General features: G+C 75.0%; 10 protein-coding genes. 7 read left to right on the forward strand and 3 right to left on the reverse strand.

Going from position 1 to position 18597, the window contains the following annotated elements; genetic code table 11:
* Position 1 precedes the first annotated feature (1 nt).
* Genes IG74_RS47640 through IG74_RS0103740 form a run of 6 tightly spaced genes read left to right on the forward strand, consistent with a single transcriptional unit; the run spans position 2 to position 11584 of the window.
* Positions 2-7105, forward strand: a complete 7104-nt coding sequence (locus IG74_RS47640; RefSeq protein ID WP_051854506.1) for a non-ribosomal peptide synthetase — start codon at positions 2-4, stop codon at positions 7103-7105.
* A gap of 9 nt (positions 7106-7114) precedes the next feature.
* A complete protein-coding gene (locus IG74_RS0103720; protein WP_030669503.1) occupies positions 7115-8110 on the forward strand; it encodes a 3-oxoacyl-ACP synthase III family protein in 996 nt (331 codons plus the stop codon).
* A 15-nt stretch (positions 8111-8125) separates the two neighbouring features.
* The gene (locus IG74_RS0103725) at positions 8126-8410 is read left to right on the forward strand and encodes an acyl carrier protein (RefSeq protein ID WP_030669506.1); all 285 of its coding nucleotides are present in this window, start codon (positions 8126-8128) and stop codon (positions 8408-8410) included.
* Positions 8407-9576: an acyl-CoA dehydrogenase family protein gene (locus IG74_RS0103730; RefSeq protein WP_234334196.1), complete on the forward strand. Its 1170-nt coding sequence runs from the start codon at positions 8407-8409 to the stop codon at positions 9574-9576. Before IG74_RS0103725 ends, IG74_RS0103730 begins: the two co-directional genes overlap by 4 nt.
* Positions 9573-10670 carry an HAD-IIIC family phosphatase gene (locus IG74_RS0103735; RefSeq protein ID WP_078868550.1) on the forward strand — a complete coding sequence of 366 codons (1098 nt, stop codon included), beginning with the start codon at positions 9573-9575 and terminating at the stop codon, positions 10668-10670. The genes IG74_RS0103730 and IG74_RS0103735 overlap by 4 nt, the downstream gene beginning before the upstream one ends.
* A 29-nt stretch (positions 10671-10699) precedes the next feature.
* Positions 10700-11584, forward strand: a complete 885-nt coding sequence (locus IG74_RS0103740) for a 3-hydroxyacyl-CoA dehydrogenase family protein (protein WP_030669514.1) — start codon at positions 10700-10702, stop codon at positions 11582-11584.
* Between the two features lie 39 nt (positions 11585-11623).
* On the opposite strand, the gene IG74_RS0103745 is transcribed toward IG74_RS0103740, so the two are convergent.
* Both IG74_RS0103745 and IG74_RS0103750 read right to left on the reverse strand, forming a co-directional pair.
* The gene (locus IG74_RS0103745; protein WP_158857414.1) at positions 11624-14962 is read right to left on the reverse strand and encodes a S8 family peptidase; all 3339 of its coding nucleotides are present in this window, start codon (positions 14960-14962) and stop codon (positions 11624-11626) included.
* 126 nt (positions 14963-15088) lie between these two features.
* Positions 15089-15940 carry a LysR family transcriptional regulator gene (locus tag IG74_RS0103750; protein ID WP_030669519.1) on the reverse strand — a complete coding sequence of 284 codons (852 nt, stop codon included), beginning with the start codon at positions 15938-15940 and terminating at the stop codon, positions 15089-15091.
* 80 nt (positions 15941-16020) lie between these two features.
* On the opposite strand from IG74_RS0103750, the gene IG74_RS0103755 reads away from it, so the two are divergent.
* Positions 16021-16521 (forward strand): cupin domain-containing protein, encoded by a 501-nt coding sequence (locus IG74_RS0103755; RefSeq protein ID WP_030669522.1) that lies wholly within the window; start codon positions 16021-16023, stop codon positions 16519-16521.
* A 52-nt stretch (positions 16522-16573) separates the two neighbouring features.
* Here the strand turns inward: IG74_RS0103755 and IG74_RS0103760 are convergent, their stop codons facing one another.
* Entirely contained in the window at positions 16574-18556 is a 1983-nt protein-coding gene (locus tag IG74_RS0103760; protein ID WP_030669525.1) for a helix-turn-helix domain-containing protein, read from the reverse strand.
* Positions 18557-18597 lie beyond the last annotated feature (41 nt).

An 18597-nucleotide genomic window follows, 5' to 3' on the forward strand; every position in this document is an offset into this window, starting at 1 on the left:
CATGACGCACCCGAGCCCTTCCGGCCGGGAGGCCGTGGCGGTCATCGGGGTGGCCCTCGCCCTGCCCGACGCCGACGACCTGGACGCCCTGCACCGCAACCTGCGCGCGGGCCGGGTCAGCGTCCGCGCGCCGGGCCGGGACCGGGTGCACTACGCGGGGGCGCCCGCGGACGCCGGCTATCTCCCCCTGGCCTATCTGGACCGGATCGACCTCTTCGACCACCGGTTCTTCGACCTGTCGCGGCGCGAGGCCGAGCTGATGGACCCGCACCAGCGCATGACCGCCCAACTCGCCCACCGCGCCCTGGAGAACGCCTGCTACGCGCCCCGGGACCTGAAGGGCTCGCGGACCGCGGTCGTCCTCAGCGCGCCCGAGCCGCACTACGCGGGCCTGTACCCGGACGACGACCCGCAGCAGGTCCTCGGCTCGCACCCGTCGGCCACGGCCGCGCGGATCTCCTACCTCTTCGACTTCGCCGGGCCCGCGCTCGTCGTGGACACCGCGTGCAGCAGCAGCCTGACCGCGCTCGCGGTCGCCGTGGACCAGCTGCGCGACGGGCGGGCGGACCTGGCGGTCGCGGGCGGGCTCAGCCTCTACCCGGTGCTGATCCGCGAGCGCGACTACGTGCCCCTGCTCGGCATCGTGTCCGCCGACGGGGTGTGCCGCCCCTTCGACGCCGCCGCGGACGGCTCCACCGCCGGTGAGGGCGGCGGGCTCGTCGTGCTCAAGCGCCTCTCCGAGGCGCTCGCCGACGGCGACCACATCCACGCCGTGGTGCGCGGCGTCGCCGTCAACCAGAACGGCTTCCGCGCCACGAGCATGAGCGCGCCCAGCGCCCGGGCCCAGTCCGCCGCGATCGTCGAGGCCTGGCGGCAGTCGGGCGGGGCCCCGCCCGACTACGTGGAGTGCCACGGCTCGGGGACCCGACTCGGGGACGTCATCGAGGCCGAGGGGCTGCGGCAGGCCTTCGCCGAAGCCGGGGCCGACGCCGACGCCGACGCCGAGGTCGGGACCGGCGTCTCGTGCGGCATCAGCAGCATCAAGGGAAACATCGGCCACATCAACCACGCCGCCGGGGTCGCGGGGCTCCTCAAGGTCCTCGCCGGGCTCCGGCACGGCACGCGGTACCCGAACCCGAACTTCAGCACGCCCAACCCGCTGATCGACTTCAGCGGCCCGGTCCGCGTCGACGCGGAGGCGAAGGACTGGGAGCCCGCGCCGGGCGCGACCCGCCGGGCGGGCGTCAGCTCCTTCGGCCTGACCGGCACCAACGTGCACGCCGTCATCGAGGAGCCGCCCGCCGTTCCCCCGGCACCCGCCCCGCCGGATCCGGAGAGCGAACTGGTCACGCTCTCCGCGAAGTCCCCCCGGGCGCTCGCCGCCTACGCGGAGCGCGTCGCCGACTTCCTCGGCTCCACCGGACACCGGCTCGCCGACATCGCCCACGCGCTGAACCGGGGCCGGGACGACCACCCGTACCGCTGGGCGGGCACCGTACGCGACCGCCACGAGCTGGCCGCCGCGCTGCGCGGGGCACCCCACGCCGAGCGGGAGCCGGCCGCGGCGGCCCCCCTCGTGCTGCTCTTCTCCGGCGACGCCGAACTCGGCGACGGGACCTGGGCGGCCCTGTGCGCGGCCTTCCCCGCGCTCGCCGACGCCGACGGCGGACGGGCCGAAGGGCCGCCCGGCGCCCGCCTCTTCGCCCGGCACCTCGCGGTCCACCGCCTGGCGCGCGCCCTCGGCCTGGCCGCGGCCCGCCTGGTCGGCTCCGGCGTCGGGAACCTCGCGGTGCGGTCCGTGCAGAGCCCGGCGACGGCGGACGAGTCCCGCCTGAGGGCCGCGGACACGCCGGTCACCAGCCAGGTCGACGAGTCCGGGCTCCGGCGCGCGGCCCGCGGCCTCGTCGACGAGGGCGCCGTGGCGGTCGAGCTCGCCGCGGACGGCACCCTGGCCCGGGAGCTCGCCCGGGTCGCCCCGGAGCTGCCCGTCGTACGCCTCTTCGCCGACCCCACGCGGGACGGCGTGCTCTCCGCGCTCGGCAGGCTCTACTCGCTCGGCGCGGACATCGACTGGAACGCGTACTACGCCGGGACCGGGGCCCGCCGCGTCGAGGTGCCGACCTACCCCTTCGACGCCGACGCGGTGTCCTGCTGGTGTCTGCCGCCCGGTGGTCCACCGCCCGACCGCGCGCCGGAGCCCGATCAGGTCCCCGGCCGCGTACCCGCGCGGCAGGCCGAACCGGGCGCCACCGAGGCCGAGTTGGCCGCGCTGTGGCAGCGCGTCCTCAAGGCCGACGCGGTGGGCCCCGACTCCAACTACTTCGAGCTCGGCGGCACGTCCATCGCGGGCATCACCGTGCTGCGGGCGGCCGAGGAGCACTTCGGCGCCCGGCTGACCTTCGCCGACCTGCACCGGAACCCCACCCTGCGCGCCCTCGCCGCGCGCATCGACGCCGTGCGCGCGACGGGCACCGGACGGGACGACTGGACGATCACTCCGGTGCCGCGCCCCGGCCGTCTGCCGCTCTCCTTCAACCAGGAACAGCTGTGGTACCTGGACCGGCTCAACCCGGGCAGCCCGCTGTACAACATCCCCGCCAACACCCGCTACGTGGGCGACTTCGACCTCGTCGCGTTCCGCGGAGCCCTGCGCGACGTGGTGGACCGGCACGAGGTGCTGCGCACCCGCATCCTGGACGAGGACGGCAGCCCGTACGCCCTGGCCGACACGGCCGAACCACAGGTGGACTTCGTCGATCTCACGGCGCTTCCTGAGGAGCAGCGAACCGAAGCGCTGTCCCGCGCGATCACGGCGGAGGCGACGGCGCCCTTCGACCTCGGCCGCGGCCCGCTGCTGCGCACCGTGGTGGTCAAGGCCGCCGAGCACGACCACGTCGTCCTGCACACCGTGCACCACATCGCCTTCGACGGCTGGGCCCCCGCCGTGTTCTTCCGCGAGCTGTCCGCCTGCTACAGCGCCCGGATCGCCGGGCGCGCGGCCGGCCTGCCCGAACTGCCCGTGCAGTACGCGGACTTCGCGGCCTGGCAGCGGCGGTGGCTGGACGCGGAGCGCGTGGAGCGCGGCCTCGCGTACTGGCGTCGGCAGCTGCGCGACCTGGACGCCCCCGAGCTGCCGCTCGACCGCCCGCGCCCGGCCGCGCAGTCGTACCGCGGCGGCTATGTGAAGTTCACGCTCGACGAGGAACTCGCCCGGCGCCTGCGCGCGTTCAGCGCCGGTGAGAGCACCACGAGCTTCGTCACCATGCTCGCCGTGGTCGACGCCCTGCTGCACCTGTGGGCGGGCCGGCGGGACGTGGTGGTGGGCGCGGCGACGACGGGCCGGTTCAACCCCGCGACGCACGACCTGATCGGCTACTTCAACAACCTGCTGCCGTTCCGTACGAGGGTCGATCCGGGGATCGGCTTCCGCGACCTTGTCGTGCGGTGCGCGGCCACCGCCACCGGCGTCCTGGACCACGAGGAGATCCCGTTCGCGAGGATCGTCGCCGACGCCGACCACCGCGACCCGTCGCGGCACCCGGTGTTCACGGTCTGCTACACGCACCAGAACACCGTCGCCGCGTCGCTCGACCTGGAGGGCCTGCGGCCCGTGGCGCTCCGGGGCGACCTCGCCGGGGTCTCCGGAGTCGCCCCGGGCACCTCCAAGTTCGACCTCACCTTCGGCCTGTACGACCAGGACGACAGCCCCATGGACGGGTACCTGGAGTACGCGGTCGACCTGTTCGACGCCGCCACCGCGCACCGTCTGGTCGCGCTCTTCCAGGACATCGCCGAAGCCGTGATGAGCGACCCGGACCGGCCGCTCGCCGACCTCGCGCCGCTCCTCGACGCGACCGGCGGCGGCCACCGAGGCGGGCACGGCGGCGCGGCTCCCTCCCTGCTCGTCGGCGAGCGCCGCGCACTCACGGACACGCGCCTGGTCAGCGAGGTCTTCCAGGAGCACGCCGCGCGGCGCCCGGCCGAGGCCGCGGTGATCGACGCCGCAGGGGAGCACACCTTCCAGGAGATCGACCGGCGCGCGAACCGGCTCGCCCGGCGGCTCGTCGCGCACGGCGTCGGCCCGGACGGCGTCGTCCCGGTGCTCGCCGCGCGCGGGGCCGACCTGGTGGTGGGCTGGCTCGGCGTCCACAGGGCGGGGGCGGCCTTCGCCTCGCTCGACCCGGCCGTTCCCGAGCGGCGGCTGCGGTCCGTGCTCGCCGGGGTCGACGCCGCCGCGCTGGTCCTGGGCGAGGGCATGAGCATCGTGGGCCCCGAGAGCGTCCCGGTCCTCCGGGTCCCCGACGCCGCGGAGGACCCGGACCGGGACGAGGGCGGCGCGCCACCGCGGCGCGCGAGCCCGCGCGATCTGGCGTACGTCGTCCACACCTCGGGCTCCACCGGGCACCCGCAGGGCTGCGAGGTCGAGCACGGCGGGCTGCTCAACGTCCTGACGTGGTGCGGCGACACGTTCGGGATCGGGCCGGGGGACCGGCTCGCGCAACTGGCCGCCACCGGCTTCGACCTGGCGGTGTTCGAGGTCATGACGGCCCTGTACCACGGCGCCGCCCTGTACTTCGTCGCGGACCCGCTGCAGACCCCGGACAAGCTCCTCGCGGACCTTGCCGAGCACCGCGTCACGGTGGCGTGCATGCCGACGCCGCTCGCCGAGACGGTCCTCGCGGACCTGCCCGACGTGCCCGGGCCCGCCGCCCTGCGCCTGGTGCTCACCGGCGGCGACCTGCTGCGGGTGCGTCCGCCGCGGCGGACGCCGTTCGACGTGCACAACATCTACGGGCCGACCGAGTGCGCCGTCTGCGTGACCGGGGGCCCGGTCGCCGCCGCCGGCACCGTCCCCGACGCCGTCCCGGACATCGGCGGGCCCCTGCCCAACGTCCGCGTCCACGTCCTGGACGCCCGCCTCCGCCCCGTGGCGCGGGGCGAGCGCGGCGAGGTCTACGCCGGAGGCGCCCACGTGGGCCGCGGCTACCACGGCAGGCCGGGCCCGACCGCGGCCCGGTTCGTCGCCGACCCCTTCGCGGACGAGCCGGGGGCGCGGATGTACCGCACCGGCGATCTGGCCCTGGTGCGCGCCGACGGGACGCTCGCGTTCCACGGCCGCGCCGACGACCAGCTCGAACTGCGCGGCCACCGCGTGGAACCGGCCGAGGTCGAGCGCGCGCTCCTGGCGCACCCGCGCGTGCGCGAAGCCCTCGTCCACGCGGCGGAACAGCCCTCCGGCGCCCCGCTCCTGGTGGCGCACGTCGCGGGCGACGACGCGCCGGACGAGGCCGAGCTGACGGAGTGGGTGGCCCGCGCGCTGCCGGAGTACATGGTGCCCGGCCGTGTCCGGCGCCATGCCGCACTGCCCAGGACTAGCAACGGAAAGCTCGACCGCCGGACGACGAGGAAGAGGGACATGGCCGACCGCGACACGACGCACGAACTGACGGCGGTGGTCACGACGGTGACCCCGGGTGCGGTCCTCGACGACGCGGGGCGCGAGGCCGAGCGGGTCCTCGCCGGGATCTGGACCGAGCTGCTCGGCGTCGCACGGGTGGCACCCGACGACAACTTCTTCCGCATCGGCGGTGATTCGCTGCTGAGCGTGGGCATCGCCTCGCGGGCCACCCGGGCCGGTCTTCCGCTCACCCCGCACGACGTCCTGAGCCATCCGACCCTGCGCGACCTGGCCGCCGTCGCCGCGAAGGGCGCGGGGCCCCTTGCGGGGGCCGCCGCGGGGCCCACCGCGGGGCCCGCCACCGTCCCCGACGCCGCGCCCCGGCCCGACGCCGCCGCATCCGCGCCGCGCGAGCCCGTGCCGCCCGCTCCCCTGGTGCAGGCCCTGCTCGCCACGGCGCGCGACGGGGCCCGGGACTTCGTCACGCCCCTCCTCCTGGAGACGGCCGCGGGCATCGGCGCGGACGCGGTGCGCGCGGCCTTCGACCGCCTGATCGAGGTCCAGGAGCCGCTGCGCTACCGGTTCCGGCACAACAGCCTGGGCTGGCGCATCGAGTGCGCCGAGCGGGAGAGCGCCCGCGTCGTCGACCACCGGGTGCTGCCGCCGCTGGACGAGGAGCAGTTGCAGGCGTATCTGGAGGCCGACCTCGACGAGCTGCTCGCGGACGTCGACCCGGGGCGCGGCCCGGTGCTGCGGGCCAGGTTCTACGACCGCGGCGCCGACCGGCCCGGCGTGATCGTCCTCGCGATCCACCACTTCGTCTTCGACTCCACGTCGTTCGTGCCGCTCGTCGAGGACCTCAACGCCGCCTTCGCGGGCGACGCCCCGGCGGCGGTCCCGCGCCGGGCCGCCTGGCGCGCGTGGACGCACCTGCTGCGCGCCATGGCCGCGTCCGACGAGGTCGCCGGTGAACTCCCTTACTGGAAGGGCGTCCTGAGCGCGGCGGCCGGGTCGCGGCCCGTGCCGGAGAACGGCGCCGACGGCGCGCCCGCCGGGCTGGTGCGCCGCCGGGTGGCCGCCGACCGGGTCGCGGCGCGGCTCACCGAGAGCGGGCCCGCCGGCCAGAGCGCCGCGCTCGCCGCGGTCGCCGTGGCCTGGTCCCGGTGGCGCGGCGAGCCCGACGCGTTCCTGAGCACCGTCGGCATGGGCAGCTCGCCGAACGCGCTGTGGAACGGCGACCGGAGCGATGCGATCGGCTGGTTCACGCATCTGTTCCCGGCCCATCTGCGCGTCCCGTCCGGCGCCCGGGTCGTCGACGCCCTGCCGGGCGTCGACACGGTCCTGCGCTCCGTGCCCAACGACGGCATCGGCTACGGCGTCCTGCGCCATCTCAGCCCCGCGACCCCGGCGGTGGCGAGCGTGCGCGCCCTGCCCGAGCCGCCGGTCCTGGTCGAGCACGTGGCCAGCGGCAACGACGGTCTGACGAAGCTGGGCGGGCCCCATGTGCGGCCCCGGCCGATGACCCTGGTCGCCGTGCCCCACTCGCTGCTCACCCAGGTGCCGATCGTCGTGGAGACGCACATCCTGGGCGGGACGCTCGAACTCGGCGTGATCCACCGCGGCTCCGTCGCCGCCGCCGACATGGAGGACTTCGCCGACCACGTGGTCGAGGCGCTCACCGAACTCGCCGCCGACGAGGGCCGCTGAGTGCCCCCGGTGACGGCCATCAGGGCGGCCGCCTGCTACCAGCCGGACCAGGTCTTGCCGGTCGCCGAGCTGCCGGGGCTCGCGGAACTCGGCGACGGCGAGCGGGAGACCTGCGCGCGCCTCGGCATCGACGAGGTCCGCGCGGACGAGTCGCTGACCGCGTTCGACCTGGCGGTGCGCGCGGCCCGGCAGGCCCTGTCGGAGGCGGGGCTCACCGCGGCCGAGCTCGGCGCGCTCGTCCTCATCGACGCGCGCGTCCCGGACACCCTGATGAGTTCGGCGGCCACCCGGCTCCAGGCGCTCCTCGGGGCGGAGCGCGCGCTGACCTTCTCGGTGGGCGGCCTCGGCTGCGTGTCGCTCACCCCGGCGCTGCTCACGGCCCGGGGCCTGCTCGCCGCCGACGGGGACCTCGACCACGTCCTGGTCGTCCACGGCAGCAAGCCGCCCACGCCGCTGCGCTACCGCCATCCGGTGACGGTCAGCGGCGACGGCGGCGCCGCCGCGGTGATCTCGCGCCGCGGCCCGGTCCGCCTCCTCGACGTCGTGCAGGAGACCAACGGCGACCACTGGGACCTGTTCCGCGTCGACTACCGCGACCGCCCGACCGCGCGGTGGCGCGAGGAGTGCCGTGACCTCCCGCAGTACTCCTTCCGGCTCGCCGTGGAGTCCCGCATCCGCCTGCGCGAGTTGCATCAGCGCCTCCTGGACCGCAACCACCTGACGCCCGGGGACATCTCCCGCTACCTCAGCCACAACCTCTCCGAAGGCACCTTCCGGTTCACCGAGGAGGCCCTCGGCATCAAGATCAGCACGACGTGCTCCGACAACCTCCGCCGGTACGGACACCTCGGCCCGAACGACGTCCTGCTGAACCTCCGCACGGAGCTGGACCGCGGCGGCCTGGCCGAGGGGCAGCGCGCGGTGCTGCTCAGCGCGAGCCCGGTCGCCGCGTGGAGCCTGCTGCTCGTGGAGATCGGTGACGGCGCCACCACCCACTACCTGTGAGAAAGAGGGCCCCGCATGGACACATCGAACGGAACGGACGCCGTCGACAGGGCGGCCGTGACCGAGGAGCTGCGCGCGTACCTGTCCGGCGCGCTGGGCCGGGAACCGGGCCAGGACGACGACTATTTCGCGCTCGGCCTGGTGACCTCCCTGTTCGCGATCGAGCTGGTGAACTTCGTCGAGCAGCGGTACGGCATCGAGGTCACCGTCGACGACCTCGACCTGGACCACTTCCGCACCCTCGGCAGGCTGCGGGAGTTCGTCCTGGCGAAGACCGCGAGCCGGGGCGCCGCGGCGTGAGCAGCACGGCCACGGCCGACCCGGCGGCCCTGGGAGCGGAGTTCGCCGACGCGGTCCGCGACGCGGCCGCCGACTGGGACGCGCGCGGCCAACTGCCCGCCGACGTCCGCCGCGCGGCCGCGCGCGCGGGGCTGCTCGGCGCGGATCTGCCGCCCCGCTACGGCGGGCTCGGCGTCACGCCCGCCGAGCTCGGCGAGGCGTGCGCCCGGCTCGGCGGCGTGTGCGGCTCACTGCGCGGCCTCGTCACCGTGCAGGGCATGGTGGGCGCCGCGCTGCTGCGCTGGGGCACCGCGGGGCAGCGCGAGCGGTGGCTGCCCGCGCTCGCCCGGGGCGAGCTGATCGCCGCCTTCGCCGCGACGGAGGCACAGGCGGGCAGCGACCTCACCGCCGTCGCCACCGCGGTCGAGCGGAACGGCGACGCGTACACGGTGACCGGCGAGAAGCGCTGGCTCACCTTCGGCGAGATCGCGGACGTGTTCCTGGTCCTGGGCCGCGCGGAGGGACGCCCCGTCGCGGTGCTCGTCGAGGCGGACCGGCACGGCGTGCGCAGGGACCCGGTGCGCGGCCAGCTCGGCCTGCGCGCCGCCCAGCTGGCACACGTGCGGTTCGACGCCGTGCGCGTACCGTCCGAGAACCTGGTCGCGCCGCCTGGCTTCGGCCTGTCGCACGTGGTGGGCACCGCGCTCGACCACGGGCGGTTCACGGTGGCCTGGGGCTGCGTCGGGATGGCCGAGGCGTGTCTGCGCGCGGCCGCCGGGCACGCCGCGCGGCGCACGCAGGGCGGGGTGGTCCTGGCCGAGCACCAGCAGGTGCGCGCGCTGTTGGGGCGCGCGGTGGTGGACGGCCGCGCCGCCCGGGAGCTGTGTCTGCGGGCCGCCCGGCTGCGGGCGGCCGGTGACCCGGACGCCGTCGTGGAGACCGTCGCCGCCAAGTACGCGGCGGCGCGCGCCGCCACCTCGGTGGCCGGGAGCGCGGTACAGGTCCTGGGCGCGGCCGGCTGCGCCCCCGACAGCCTGGTGGGCCGCTGCTACCGGGACGCCAAGGTCATGGAGATCATCGAAGGCTCGGCCCAGGTGTCCGAGCTGCACATCGCCGACCATCTGCTGCGCGCCCACGGCCACCGGCGGGCTCGGCAAGAGCCGCAGCGAGAGGGAGGATCCCGGTGAGCGCACCGACCCGCGGACCGCACGACGGAACGACGGCCGGGCCCGGCACGGACCCCGCGCGGGCCCCGGAGCCGACGGTGAAGTGCCTGGTCTGGGACCTCGACGACACCCTGTGGGACGGCGTCGTCCTCGAAGGCGACGCCCCCGAGCCGTTCGCGGCCGCCGTGCGGGCCGTACGCGCTCTCGACCGGCGGGGCATCCTGCACGCGGTGGCCAGCCGCGGCGAGTACGACGTGGCCGCGGCCCATCTGGCCGCGCACGGGCTCGACACCCTCTTCACGGTCCTGGAGGTGGGCTGGGGCGCCAAGTCCAAGGCCGTCGAGCGGATCGCCGCCGAGCTGAACATCGGGCTCGACACGGTCGCGTTCATCGACAACGACGCGGTGGAGCGGGCCGAGGTGGCCGCCGCGCTGCCGGACGTCCGCTGCTATCCGGCGCACGAGGCGGAACTCCTCACCTCGTACGCGGAGTTCACGCCGCGGTTCGTGACGGACGAGTCGGCGCGGCGGCGCCAGCTGTACCGCACCGAGCGGCGGCGCAAGGCCGCGGAGGCCGAGCACACCGGTCCGCCCGCGGAGTTCCTGGCCTCGCTCGACCTGGTCCTCTCGGTCCGGCGGGCCACCGGGGCCGACCTCGCGCGGGCGCACGAACTGACCGTGCGCACGCACCAGCTCAACACCACGGGCCGCACCTTCGACCTGGAGGAGCTGCGCCGCCTGTGCGCGGACCCCGGGCACGAGGTGCTCGTCGCGGGGCTCACGGACCGCTTCGGCTCCTACGGCACCATCGGGCTCGCGGTCACCTCGCTCCGGGACGACGCGACCGTACTCGAACTGCTGCTGATGTCCTGCCGGGTGATGTCGCGCGGCGTCGGCGCGGTGCTCGTCGACCACATCGTCGCGCGGTCCCTCGCCGCGGGCCGCCGCCCCGTCGCGGAGTACGTCCCCACCGGCGCCAACCGGCAGATGCTGGTCACGCTCCGCTTCGGCGGCTTCGCGGTGGTGGAGGACGCCGGTGACCGGATGACCCTGGCCGTCGACCCCGACGGCCCGCCGCCCGCCCGCAACCACCCGGTACGGGTGGTCGCCACGTGACCGCAGCCGAACGGAACACGGAGACTCCCATGCGTCAGGACAGTGCCGGAAGCGGCGTCATCGGCGTGGTCGGCGCCGGAACGATGGGCGTCGGCATCGCCCAGTGCATCGTCGAGGCCGGACACCGCGTGGTGGCCGTCGACCCCGAGGACGGTGCCCTCGCCGCCGCCCCGGCCCGGCTCCGCGACGGCATCAGGCTGGCCAGGATGGTCCGCAGGGCGCCCGCGGCCGTCCCGATGGACCGGGCCCTGGCCGCGGTCACCTGGACCGCGCGCCTGGCGGACCTGGCCGCGGCGTGGTTCGTGATCGACTGCGCGCCGGAGCGCATCCCGCTGAAGGAGAAGCTGTTCCGCGAACTGGACGAGGTGTGCCCGCCAGGGGCCGTGTTCGCGACGGGGACCTCGGCCATCCCGGTCGAGCGGCTGGCCGCGCGCACGGCGAGGCCGGAGCGGGTGCTCGGCCTGCACTTCATGAACCCGGCGCCGATGAAGGAGGCCGTGGAGGTCGTCCGCGGCCCGCGCACCTCGGACGCAACCCTGGACGCGGCCCTCGCCCTGCTCGCGGGCATCGGCAAGAAGGGCATCGTGGTCGCCGACGGTCCCGGCTTCGTCTCCAACCGGGTCCTCATGCTCACGATCAACGAGGCCGCCACCGTGGTGCAGCAGGGCACCGCGGACCCCGCCACCGTCGACCGGATCTTCGAGGAGTGCTTCGGGCACGCCATGGGCCCGCTGGCCACCGGCGACCTGATCGGCCTCGACACCATCGTGGACACGCTGTACGTGCTGCTCGAATGCACCGGCGACCAGCGCTTCCAGCCCTGCGATGGGCTGCGTGGGCTGGTCGCCGACGGTCGTCTGGGCCGCAAGAGCGGCCGGGGCTTCCACCGCTATCCGGCCCGCGCGCCGAGGTGACCCCGGCGCGCGGCGCCTTCGCGCGGACGCGGGTTCGCCCTAGGGAGCGAGCCGGTACGCGTTGGTGATCGTCTCGGTCATGGTGTTGCCCGAGGTGTCCTTCAGGTACACCCGGTACGACACGGCCTTGGCCGTCGCCGGGTGCCGCACGCTCGCGGTGCGCGCGCCCTCGGCGCCGGTCGTGACGGGGGCCGACTTCCAGGTCCTGCCGCCGTCGTAGGAGACCTTGACGGTCAGCTCGGCGATCTTGTCCTGGCCCGCGGCCGCCCCGGCCACCTTCAGCGGGACGGTGAGGGTGCCGCCCGCAGGGGCGGTGCCGTTCAGCGCCAGCTTCGGCGCGAGACGGACGGTGGAGAGCGGCAGGTCGGTGGGCGGCTCGTCGGGCGTCTTCGCCGAGGTGAAGGTCCAGGCCACGGACACCTTCGTGCTCGTGGTGGTGGCCTTCGCCGGACGGGTCGCCTCCATGGTCAGCCGGTAGGGCGCGGAGGCGGCGGGGAGATCGGCGTACACCGCGCCCGGCTCGCCCTCGGCGATGGTCCGGCCGCCGGATTCCAGGCGGGTGAAGCCTCCGGTCGTGAGGGAGTCCCCCGCGTGTCCCGCGCCGTCGTTGAACAGCCGGACGTAGGCGTCCATGGAGTTGCCCGCGCGGCGCGCGCCCTGGCCGGCCTCGGCCTTGAGGTCGGGGCCGATCACGCCGGTGTTGAAGTTCAGCGTGTAGCGCTTGCCCGCCTTGTACGCGACCGGCTCCGTGCCGTAGTTGATGATCGGCACCCCCGCGTCGTCGAGCTGCGCCACGGACCACATCCAGTGCAGGCCCTTGGTGTTGAGATAGGTCGTGCCCGAGGCCGGGAGGTTCAGGGTGGTCACCGACTGGAGCGGCGAGCCGTAGTCGTTCGCACCGATCGGCGTGAGGGACAGCGTGCCCTTGCGCCGGGCGGCGGAGGAGCCGACGCCGTACTTCACCTCGGCCAGCTCGGCCTTGGTGGTGGCGTGCTTCAGGCCGGTGAACCAGTTGCCGGTGCGGCTGAAGGCGAGGCGGTAGTCGACCTTCTTGGCGGAGCTGCCCGGCACCTTCCACACCCCGTTGTACTGGGCGTTCAGCGTGGGGGACGCGGCGCCGAGCCCGGCCGTGCGGATGTCGGCGTCAGCACTCAGGCTCCAGCTGCCCGCGATCCCGGCCGCCGTGTCGTCGTAGCTGATGTCCGACGCCGTGAGGCGTGCGGTCCGGTCCGGGGCGGTGACGGCGACCGGCTTCGCCTTGCGGGAGTCCAGCGTGATCGTCGACTTGGCGCCGACCTTCAGCTTCGGCTGGACGAAGACAGCGAAGGCCTTGGTCGGCCCGTGGACGGAACTCTCCAGGCCGTAGGTGCCCTTGGGCAGCCGCACCGTGGCCGTGCCGCTGCTGTCGTAGGGGACCGTGGTCTTCGTCTGCGTGGCGCGCTCGGTGAGCGTGGTGGTGTAGCTCGCCGTGCGCTTGCCGTTGACGTCCAGGTGCGTCAGCGTGACGTCGTACGACTCGACCTCGCGGTCGACGACGAGGCCGGTGCGGACCGACTGCCCGTCACCTGCGGCCAGTACGGTGCCGCCGTAGATCCCGTCGGCGGTGCCGAGCTTGGTGTCGGCGGTGACGGTGGTCTTCGCGGTGCCCTTGGCCGGGACGGTGAGCTTGGTGTCCTTGAGGGTGAACATGCCCGCCGGGGCCGGGCCGCCGGACGGGTTCACGGTCGTGGTGGACAGCGTGAGCGTGACGGGCTGGGTGCCGTGGTTGCGGTAGGTGAGCGTCTTCTTGACCGGCTTGTCGTCGGTGTGCGGCCAGGCCTGCGTACCGAAGGAGAGCGTGCCGGGCTCGGAGGAGACGGACGCGGAGACCGCGCGCGTCAGGTCCACCCGGCCCGCCCCCTGCTCGTAGGCGTTGAGCTTGGGGTGGGGCTTGGCTGAGCCGGTGAGGACGGCCTTGAGCTGCGGACCGGACCAGGTGGGGTGCTGCTGCAGGAGCAGGGCGGCGGCCCCGGCCACGTGCGGGGTGGCCATCGAGGTGCCCGACAAGGAGGTGTAGCCGTCGCCCTCGTCGTCGGACAGCAGCGTGGAGCGCGCGGCGGTGATGTCCTCGCCGGGCGCGGTGAGGTCCGGCTTGGCGACGCCGTCGGCCGTCGGGCCCCTGCTGGAGGTCTCCGCGATCTTGTCCCGCTTGTCGACCGAGCCGACGGTGAGCGCCTCGGCGGCGCTGCCGGGGGTGTTCAGCGTGTGCGGGCCCGGGCCGTCGTTGCCCGCCGCGATGACGAACAGGGCCTTGCCGGAGAGCCGGGCGACGGCCTCCTCCATCGCGTCGGTGCCCTGTGTGTCGAGGCTGCCGAGGCTCATGTTGACGATCTTGGCGCCGCTGTCGACGGCCCACTGCATGCCCGCGACGATGTCGGAGTCGTAGCCCGCGCCCACCTCCTCGGAGATGACCTTGCCGTCGAGGATCCGGGCGCCGGGAGCCGCGCCCTTGCGCTTGCCGCCCGACTTCGCGCCGGAGCCCGCGAGGATCGAGGCGACGTGCGTGCCGTGGCCCATGCGGTCCTTGGCGTCCGGGGCCCCGGTGAAGTTCTTCTCGACGACCTCGACGCCCTTGAGGTCCGGGTGCGTCTGGTCGACCCCGGTGTCCAGGACCGCGACCTTGACGCCCTTGCCGGTGTACCCGGCCTGCCACATGGTGGGGGCGCCGATCTGCGGCACGCTCTTGTCGAGCGTGGGGCGGACCTTGGCGTCCAGCCAGACGTGCGCGACGGCCGGAACGGCGGTGGCGTGGACGTTCGCGCGGCCGCCGGTGCCGCGGGTGAGGGAGTCCCACAGGTCCGCGGCGTCGGACTTGGGCGTGCTGAACGCCTCGCCGCCGACGGCGGGCAGGTCGCGGCGGTCCCGGGCGTGGCCCTTGAACGTGTCGGCCGCGCGGAAGCTGTTGGCCTTGCCCGGCCGGTACCCGACGATCAGCGGCAGCGACGCGCGGTGCGCGTCGTCGTACTTGTCCCGCACGAGCCGCGTGACGTCGAAGAGCCGCCGGTCGAGCCTGCCCGCGGTGAGCAGCGCCTGGGCGTCCTGCGGCACCACGAACACGTGCCCCGCCTCGCGCCGTACCGCGATCGTGACCTCTTCGCGGCCCTTGCCGCGGATGATCCGGACGACCTTGCCGCCGTCCGCCGCGACGACCACGCGGTCGCCGGTGATCAGCGTGACCGTCGCCGTCTTTCCGGCCCGGTCCCCCCGGCCGGCCTCGGCGCCCGCCTTCGCGGTGCCGTCGGGCCGCGCCCCCGTGTCGGCTGCCGCCGCGCCCGTGAGCAGCGCGCCGGACAGCACGGCGGCCATCGCCGCCGCCCCCACCCTCGATATGCCTGTCACCCGAATTGCCTGTCCCTTGAACGTGTCGATCCGACCCCCCGTGAGACGCGATCATGACACGGGCGGTTCTCAGGAAACGGAAGAGATGTCAGGGAACACCCGAACACGGGGTGTCCACGGGCGGACTCAGCGGCCGTACGCGTCCCTTGCGATCCGGACGAACGAGCGGATCAGCGGGTTCGCGTCGCCCGCGCGCCAGGCCACCAGGACACGGCTGGGCGGCATGTCGGCCAGCGGCACCACGGCGAGCCCCCGGCCCGGCTCGTGCCCCAAGGGCGTCATGCCGACCGTGCCGTTCCAGAGCACGGCCTGCCGGCACTCCTGGACGGCGCGCACCACCGGGCCCGCACGCGTCTCTCCGCCGTTCCAGTACGACTGCCAGACGCTGTCGGTGCCCTCGGGGAACAGGAACCAGCGGCGGTCGGCCAGGTCGGCCGCCTTCAGACGGTCGTGGCGGGCCAGCGGGTCGTCGGCGCGCAGCAGCGCGCCCACCGGGTCGGCGCGCAACTCCCGTACCGCGAGACCGGTCTCGTCGAACGGCCCGCGGGTCAGGGCGACGTCGACGAGTCCGGCGCGGAGCCCGCAGGTGGGATCGGTCAGGTCGGTCTCGCGGACCACGACCTCGACGTGCGGATGCCGTCGGCGGAAGGCCTCGGCCAGGCGCGTCGCGGCCGGGTCGGCGCCGTCGCCCAGGATGCCGACGGCGAGGGTCGCGGCACCGGCCGCCGCGGCCACGCGGGCGCGCACCCGGTCGGCCCGGTCGAGCAGCACGCGCGCCTCGTCGAGCAGCACCGACCCCGCGCCGGTGAGCCGGACACCGGCGGACGACCGCTCGAACAGCGCGGCGCCGAACTCGGCCTCCAGCTGTCTGATCGCCCGGCTCAGCGGCGGCTGGCTCATGTGCAGCCGGACGGCGGCCCGGCCGAAGTGCAGTTCCTCGGCGACCGCCACGAAATAACGCAGCGTGCGCAGCTCCATGGCGGCACGATACCCGTGGGGTATCGAGGTGACGGAAGGGGTCTTGGACGCGGGCGGCGCCCCGGCGGTGGAATCGACGCATGACCGACACACCGCAGACCAAGGACACGCCGGACACCGGCCCCACCGTCACCGTGACCGGCCCCGGCGAGGGCGAGACCATCGTCCTGGGCACCACGCGCATGCGCGTCCTGGAGGACGGCACCGCCACCGGGCAGCGCCTCGGGGTCACCGAGTCCGTCCTCGCGCCGCACACGCCCGGACCGCCGCAGCACCGCCACGCCCGCCACGACGAGGGCTTCTACGTCGTCTCCGGCTCGGTGCGGTTCACGGTCGGCAGGCAGCACCACGACGTGCCCGCGGGCGCGTTCGTGACGGTCCCGCCCGGCGCCCCGCACACCTTCGCCAACGTGACCGACGAACCGGCCGTCCTGCTCAGCACGTTCACACCGCCCCTGTACGTGCAGTACTTCCGGGACCTCCAGGACGCGGCGGCCGACGGCCGGGGCCTGACCCCGGAGGAACATCTGCGGACGATGAGTCGCTACGCCACCGAACCGGCCACCGACGTCGCCCCGTGAACGTCACCTACGGAGTCGTCGCCGGTCTGCTCGCCCTCTTCTAGGCCTCGTCTCACGGCGTCGAGCACAGATCGCCGCGCAGGTCCGTGCTGCCGACCTGGCCGGTCAGGATGTGCAGGGAGAACTGGAGGTCGCGCAGGCCGCCGAGGGAGCCCAGGTCCCGGGCCATGTGGCTCTCCAGCGCGCGCAGGTGGGAGCGGACGGCGAACTCGGAGAGCCCGAGGGCCCGGGCGGCGGGCTCGATGTGCGCGTCGTGCGCGAGCCAGACCGCGGCGGTGGCGAGCAGGTTGCGGCGGTCGCCGCGCGCGCCGCACAGCAGGTTGTCCGCCCAGGCCGTGGCTTCGGGCGAGGCGAGGAGCGCCTCCAGGGTGGGCGTCGCGCCGCCGACCAGGGTGAGGGACCGCTCGGGCCTGTGCCGGTCGGCGAGCAGGTCGAGGGCGAGCCCGACGGTGGCCCGGTCCCTGACGGTGGTGAAGTCCCTGCCGAGGAGCTCCGCCGCCTTGGCCACGCGCCGCCTGACGGTGTTGCGGTGCACGTGCAGACGGCGGGCGGCGACGGTGTAGGGGTAGGCGAGGGCGGTGGGCAGGGTGTCCCGCATCTGCTCCCACTGCGCCTCCGGCCGCAGCAGCGGATCGAGGAGGCCGCGGGCCCAGCGCCGCGCCGCGTCCCGCGGCAACACGCTGACCAGGTCGGTGCTCTGCGCGGAAAGGGCCACCGCGTGGGGGCGGCGCAGCGCGAACCGCTGCGCGGTGATGGCCTCCTGGAGGGCGTCGGCGGCCATCACCATCGGGTGCGTGCCGCTGCCGCCGAGGGAGGCGTCGGCGCCGAGCTCGGCGACCAGGCGGGTCAGCTCGGTGGCCACCGCGTCGCCGGTGCGGCGCGGCCGGATCGGCTCGACGACCAGGATCCGGCGGTCCTCGCGCGGATCGGCGACGACCAGGGCGCGGCCCGCCGTACCCGCCTCGCACCGGCGCAGGAGGGCGTCGCGCTCGGCCTGCGGGGTGTCGACGACGAAGACGCGGACGGCGTCGGGCGTGAGCAGCCCCGGCGCCTGGGTCGCCATGACGCGGCGCGCCTTGTCCACCTCGGCGTCCAGGAGCAGCTCCACGGCCGCCGTACGGGCCGCGTGCGCGGCGTCGGCGGCGGCGCGGTGCTCGCGCCGCGCCTGGTCGAGCAGGCCGAGGAGGCGCGCGGCGTGCCGCATGAGCCGCAGATCGGCCTCGTCGAAGGCGGGCGAGCGGCGGGCGACGGCCAGTACGGTGTTCCCGTCGTCCGCCGCGGACACGGCACCGACCGTGGAGAGACCGCCGACCGCGGCGCCGGTACCGGCCCAGGAAGTGCCGCCCGCCGACGAGAGGGGGAAGAGCCGCGTGTGCGGACCCCGTGACCGGTCGTGTGCGAGGCCTTCGCGGTGGCCGCGCAGGAACGCCTCAGCCAGGGCCTCCGCGGCGGTCTCGGGCGAGGCCGCGAGGACGCCCCCCGGCTCGCTGACGAGGACCTGCGCCCGCAGGGCCCGCGCGAGCCAGTCCGCGATGCGCTGCATGGCCTCGGGGTCGGCGGCCCGGGTGGGCAACTGCTGGACCAGGGTGGTGAGTTGACCGGCGTGCGACTCCACGTCCGCGAGCCGGCGCTCGGTGAGGTCGCGGCCCACGTCGGCCCACTTCCGCGGCGGCGCGGTGGTGACGAGCAGCGGGATGCCGAGCGCGGCGGACGCCTCCCGGACCGTCAGGGAGAACGGCTGGTGGGCACCGGACAGGACGCTCACCACGAGGCCCGCGCACCGGTCGAGGGCCATTTGTTCCAGCAACGTCTCCAGGGCGACCTCCGCGCGGCCCCGGAGCCGGAACGGCATCTCGGTGAGCAGCACGAGGGAGCCGGGTTCGAGGCGGCGCTGCGGCTCGCCCTCAAGCAGTTGAGGCAGGGTCAGGGCCGCCAGTCCGGCGACCCTGACCGCCTCGTGCGGCGTGGCGGCGACGCCTCCGGCGAAGGCAAGTTCGAGTTCGATCCTGCCGACCAGCGCGCCCAGCGTCAGCACGTCATCTCCCCCGTAACTCCCCCGTGCGTACGACGTGTTGT

Source organism: Streptomyces sp. NRRL B-1347 (genome assembly GCF_000720325.1).
GTDB lineage: Bacteria > Actinomycetota > Actinomycetes > Streptomycetales > Streptomycetaceae > Streptomyces.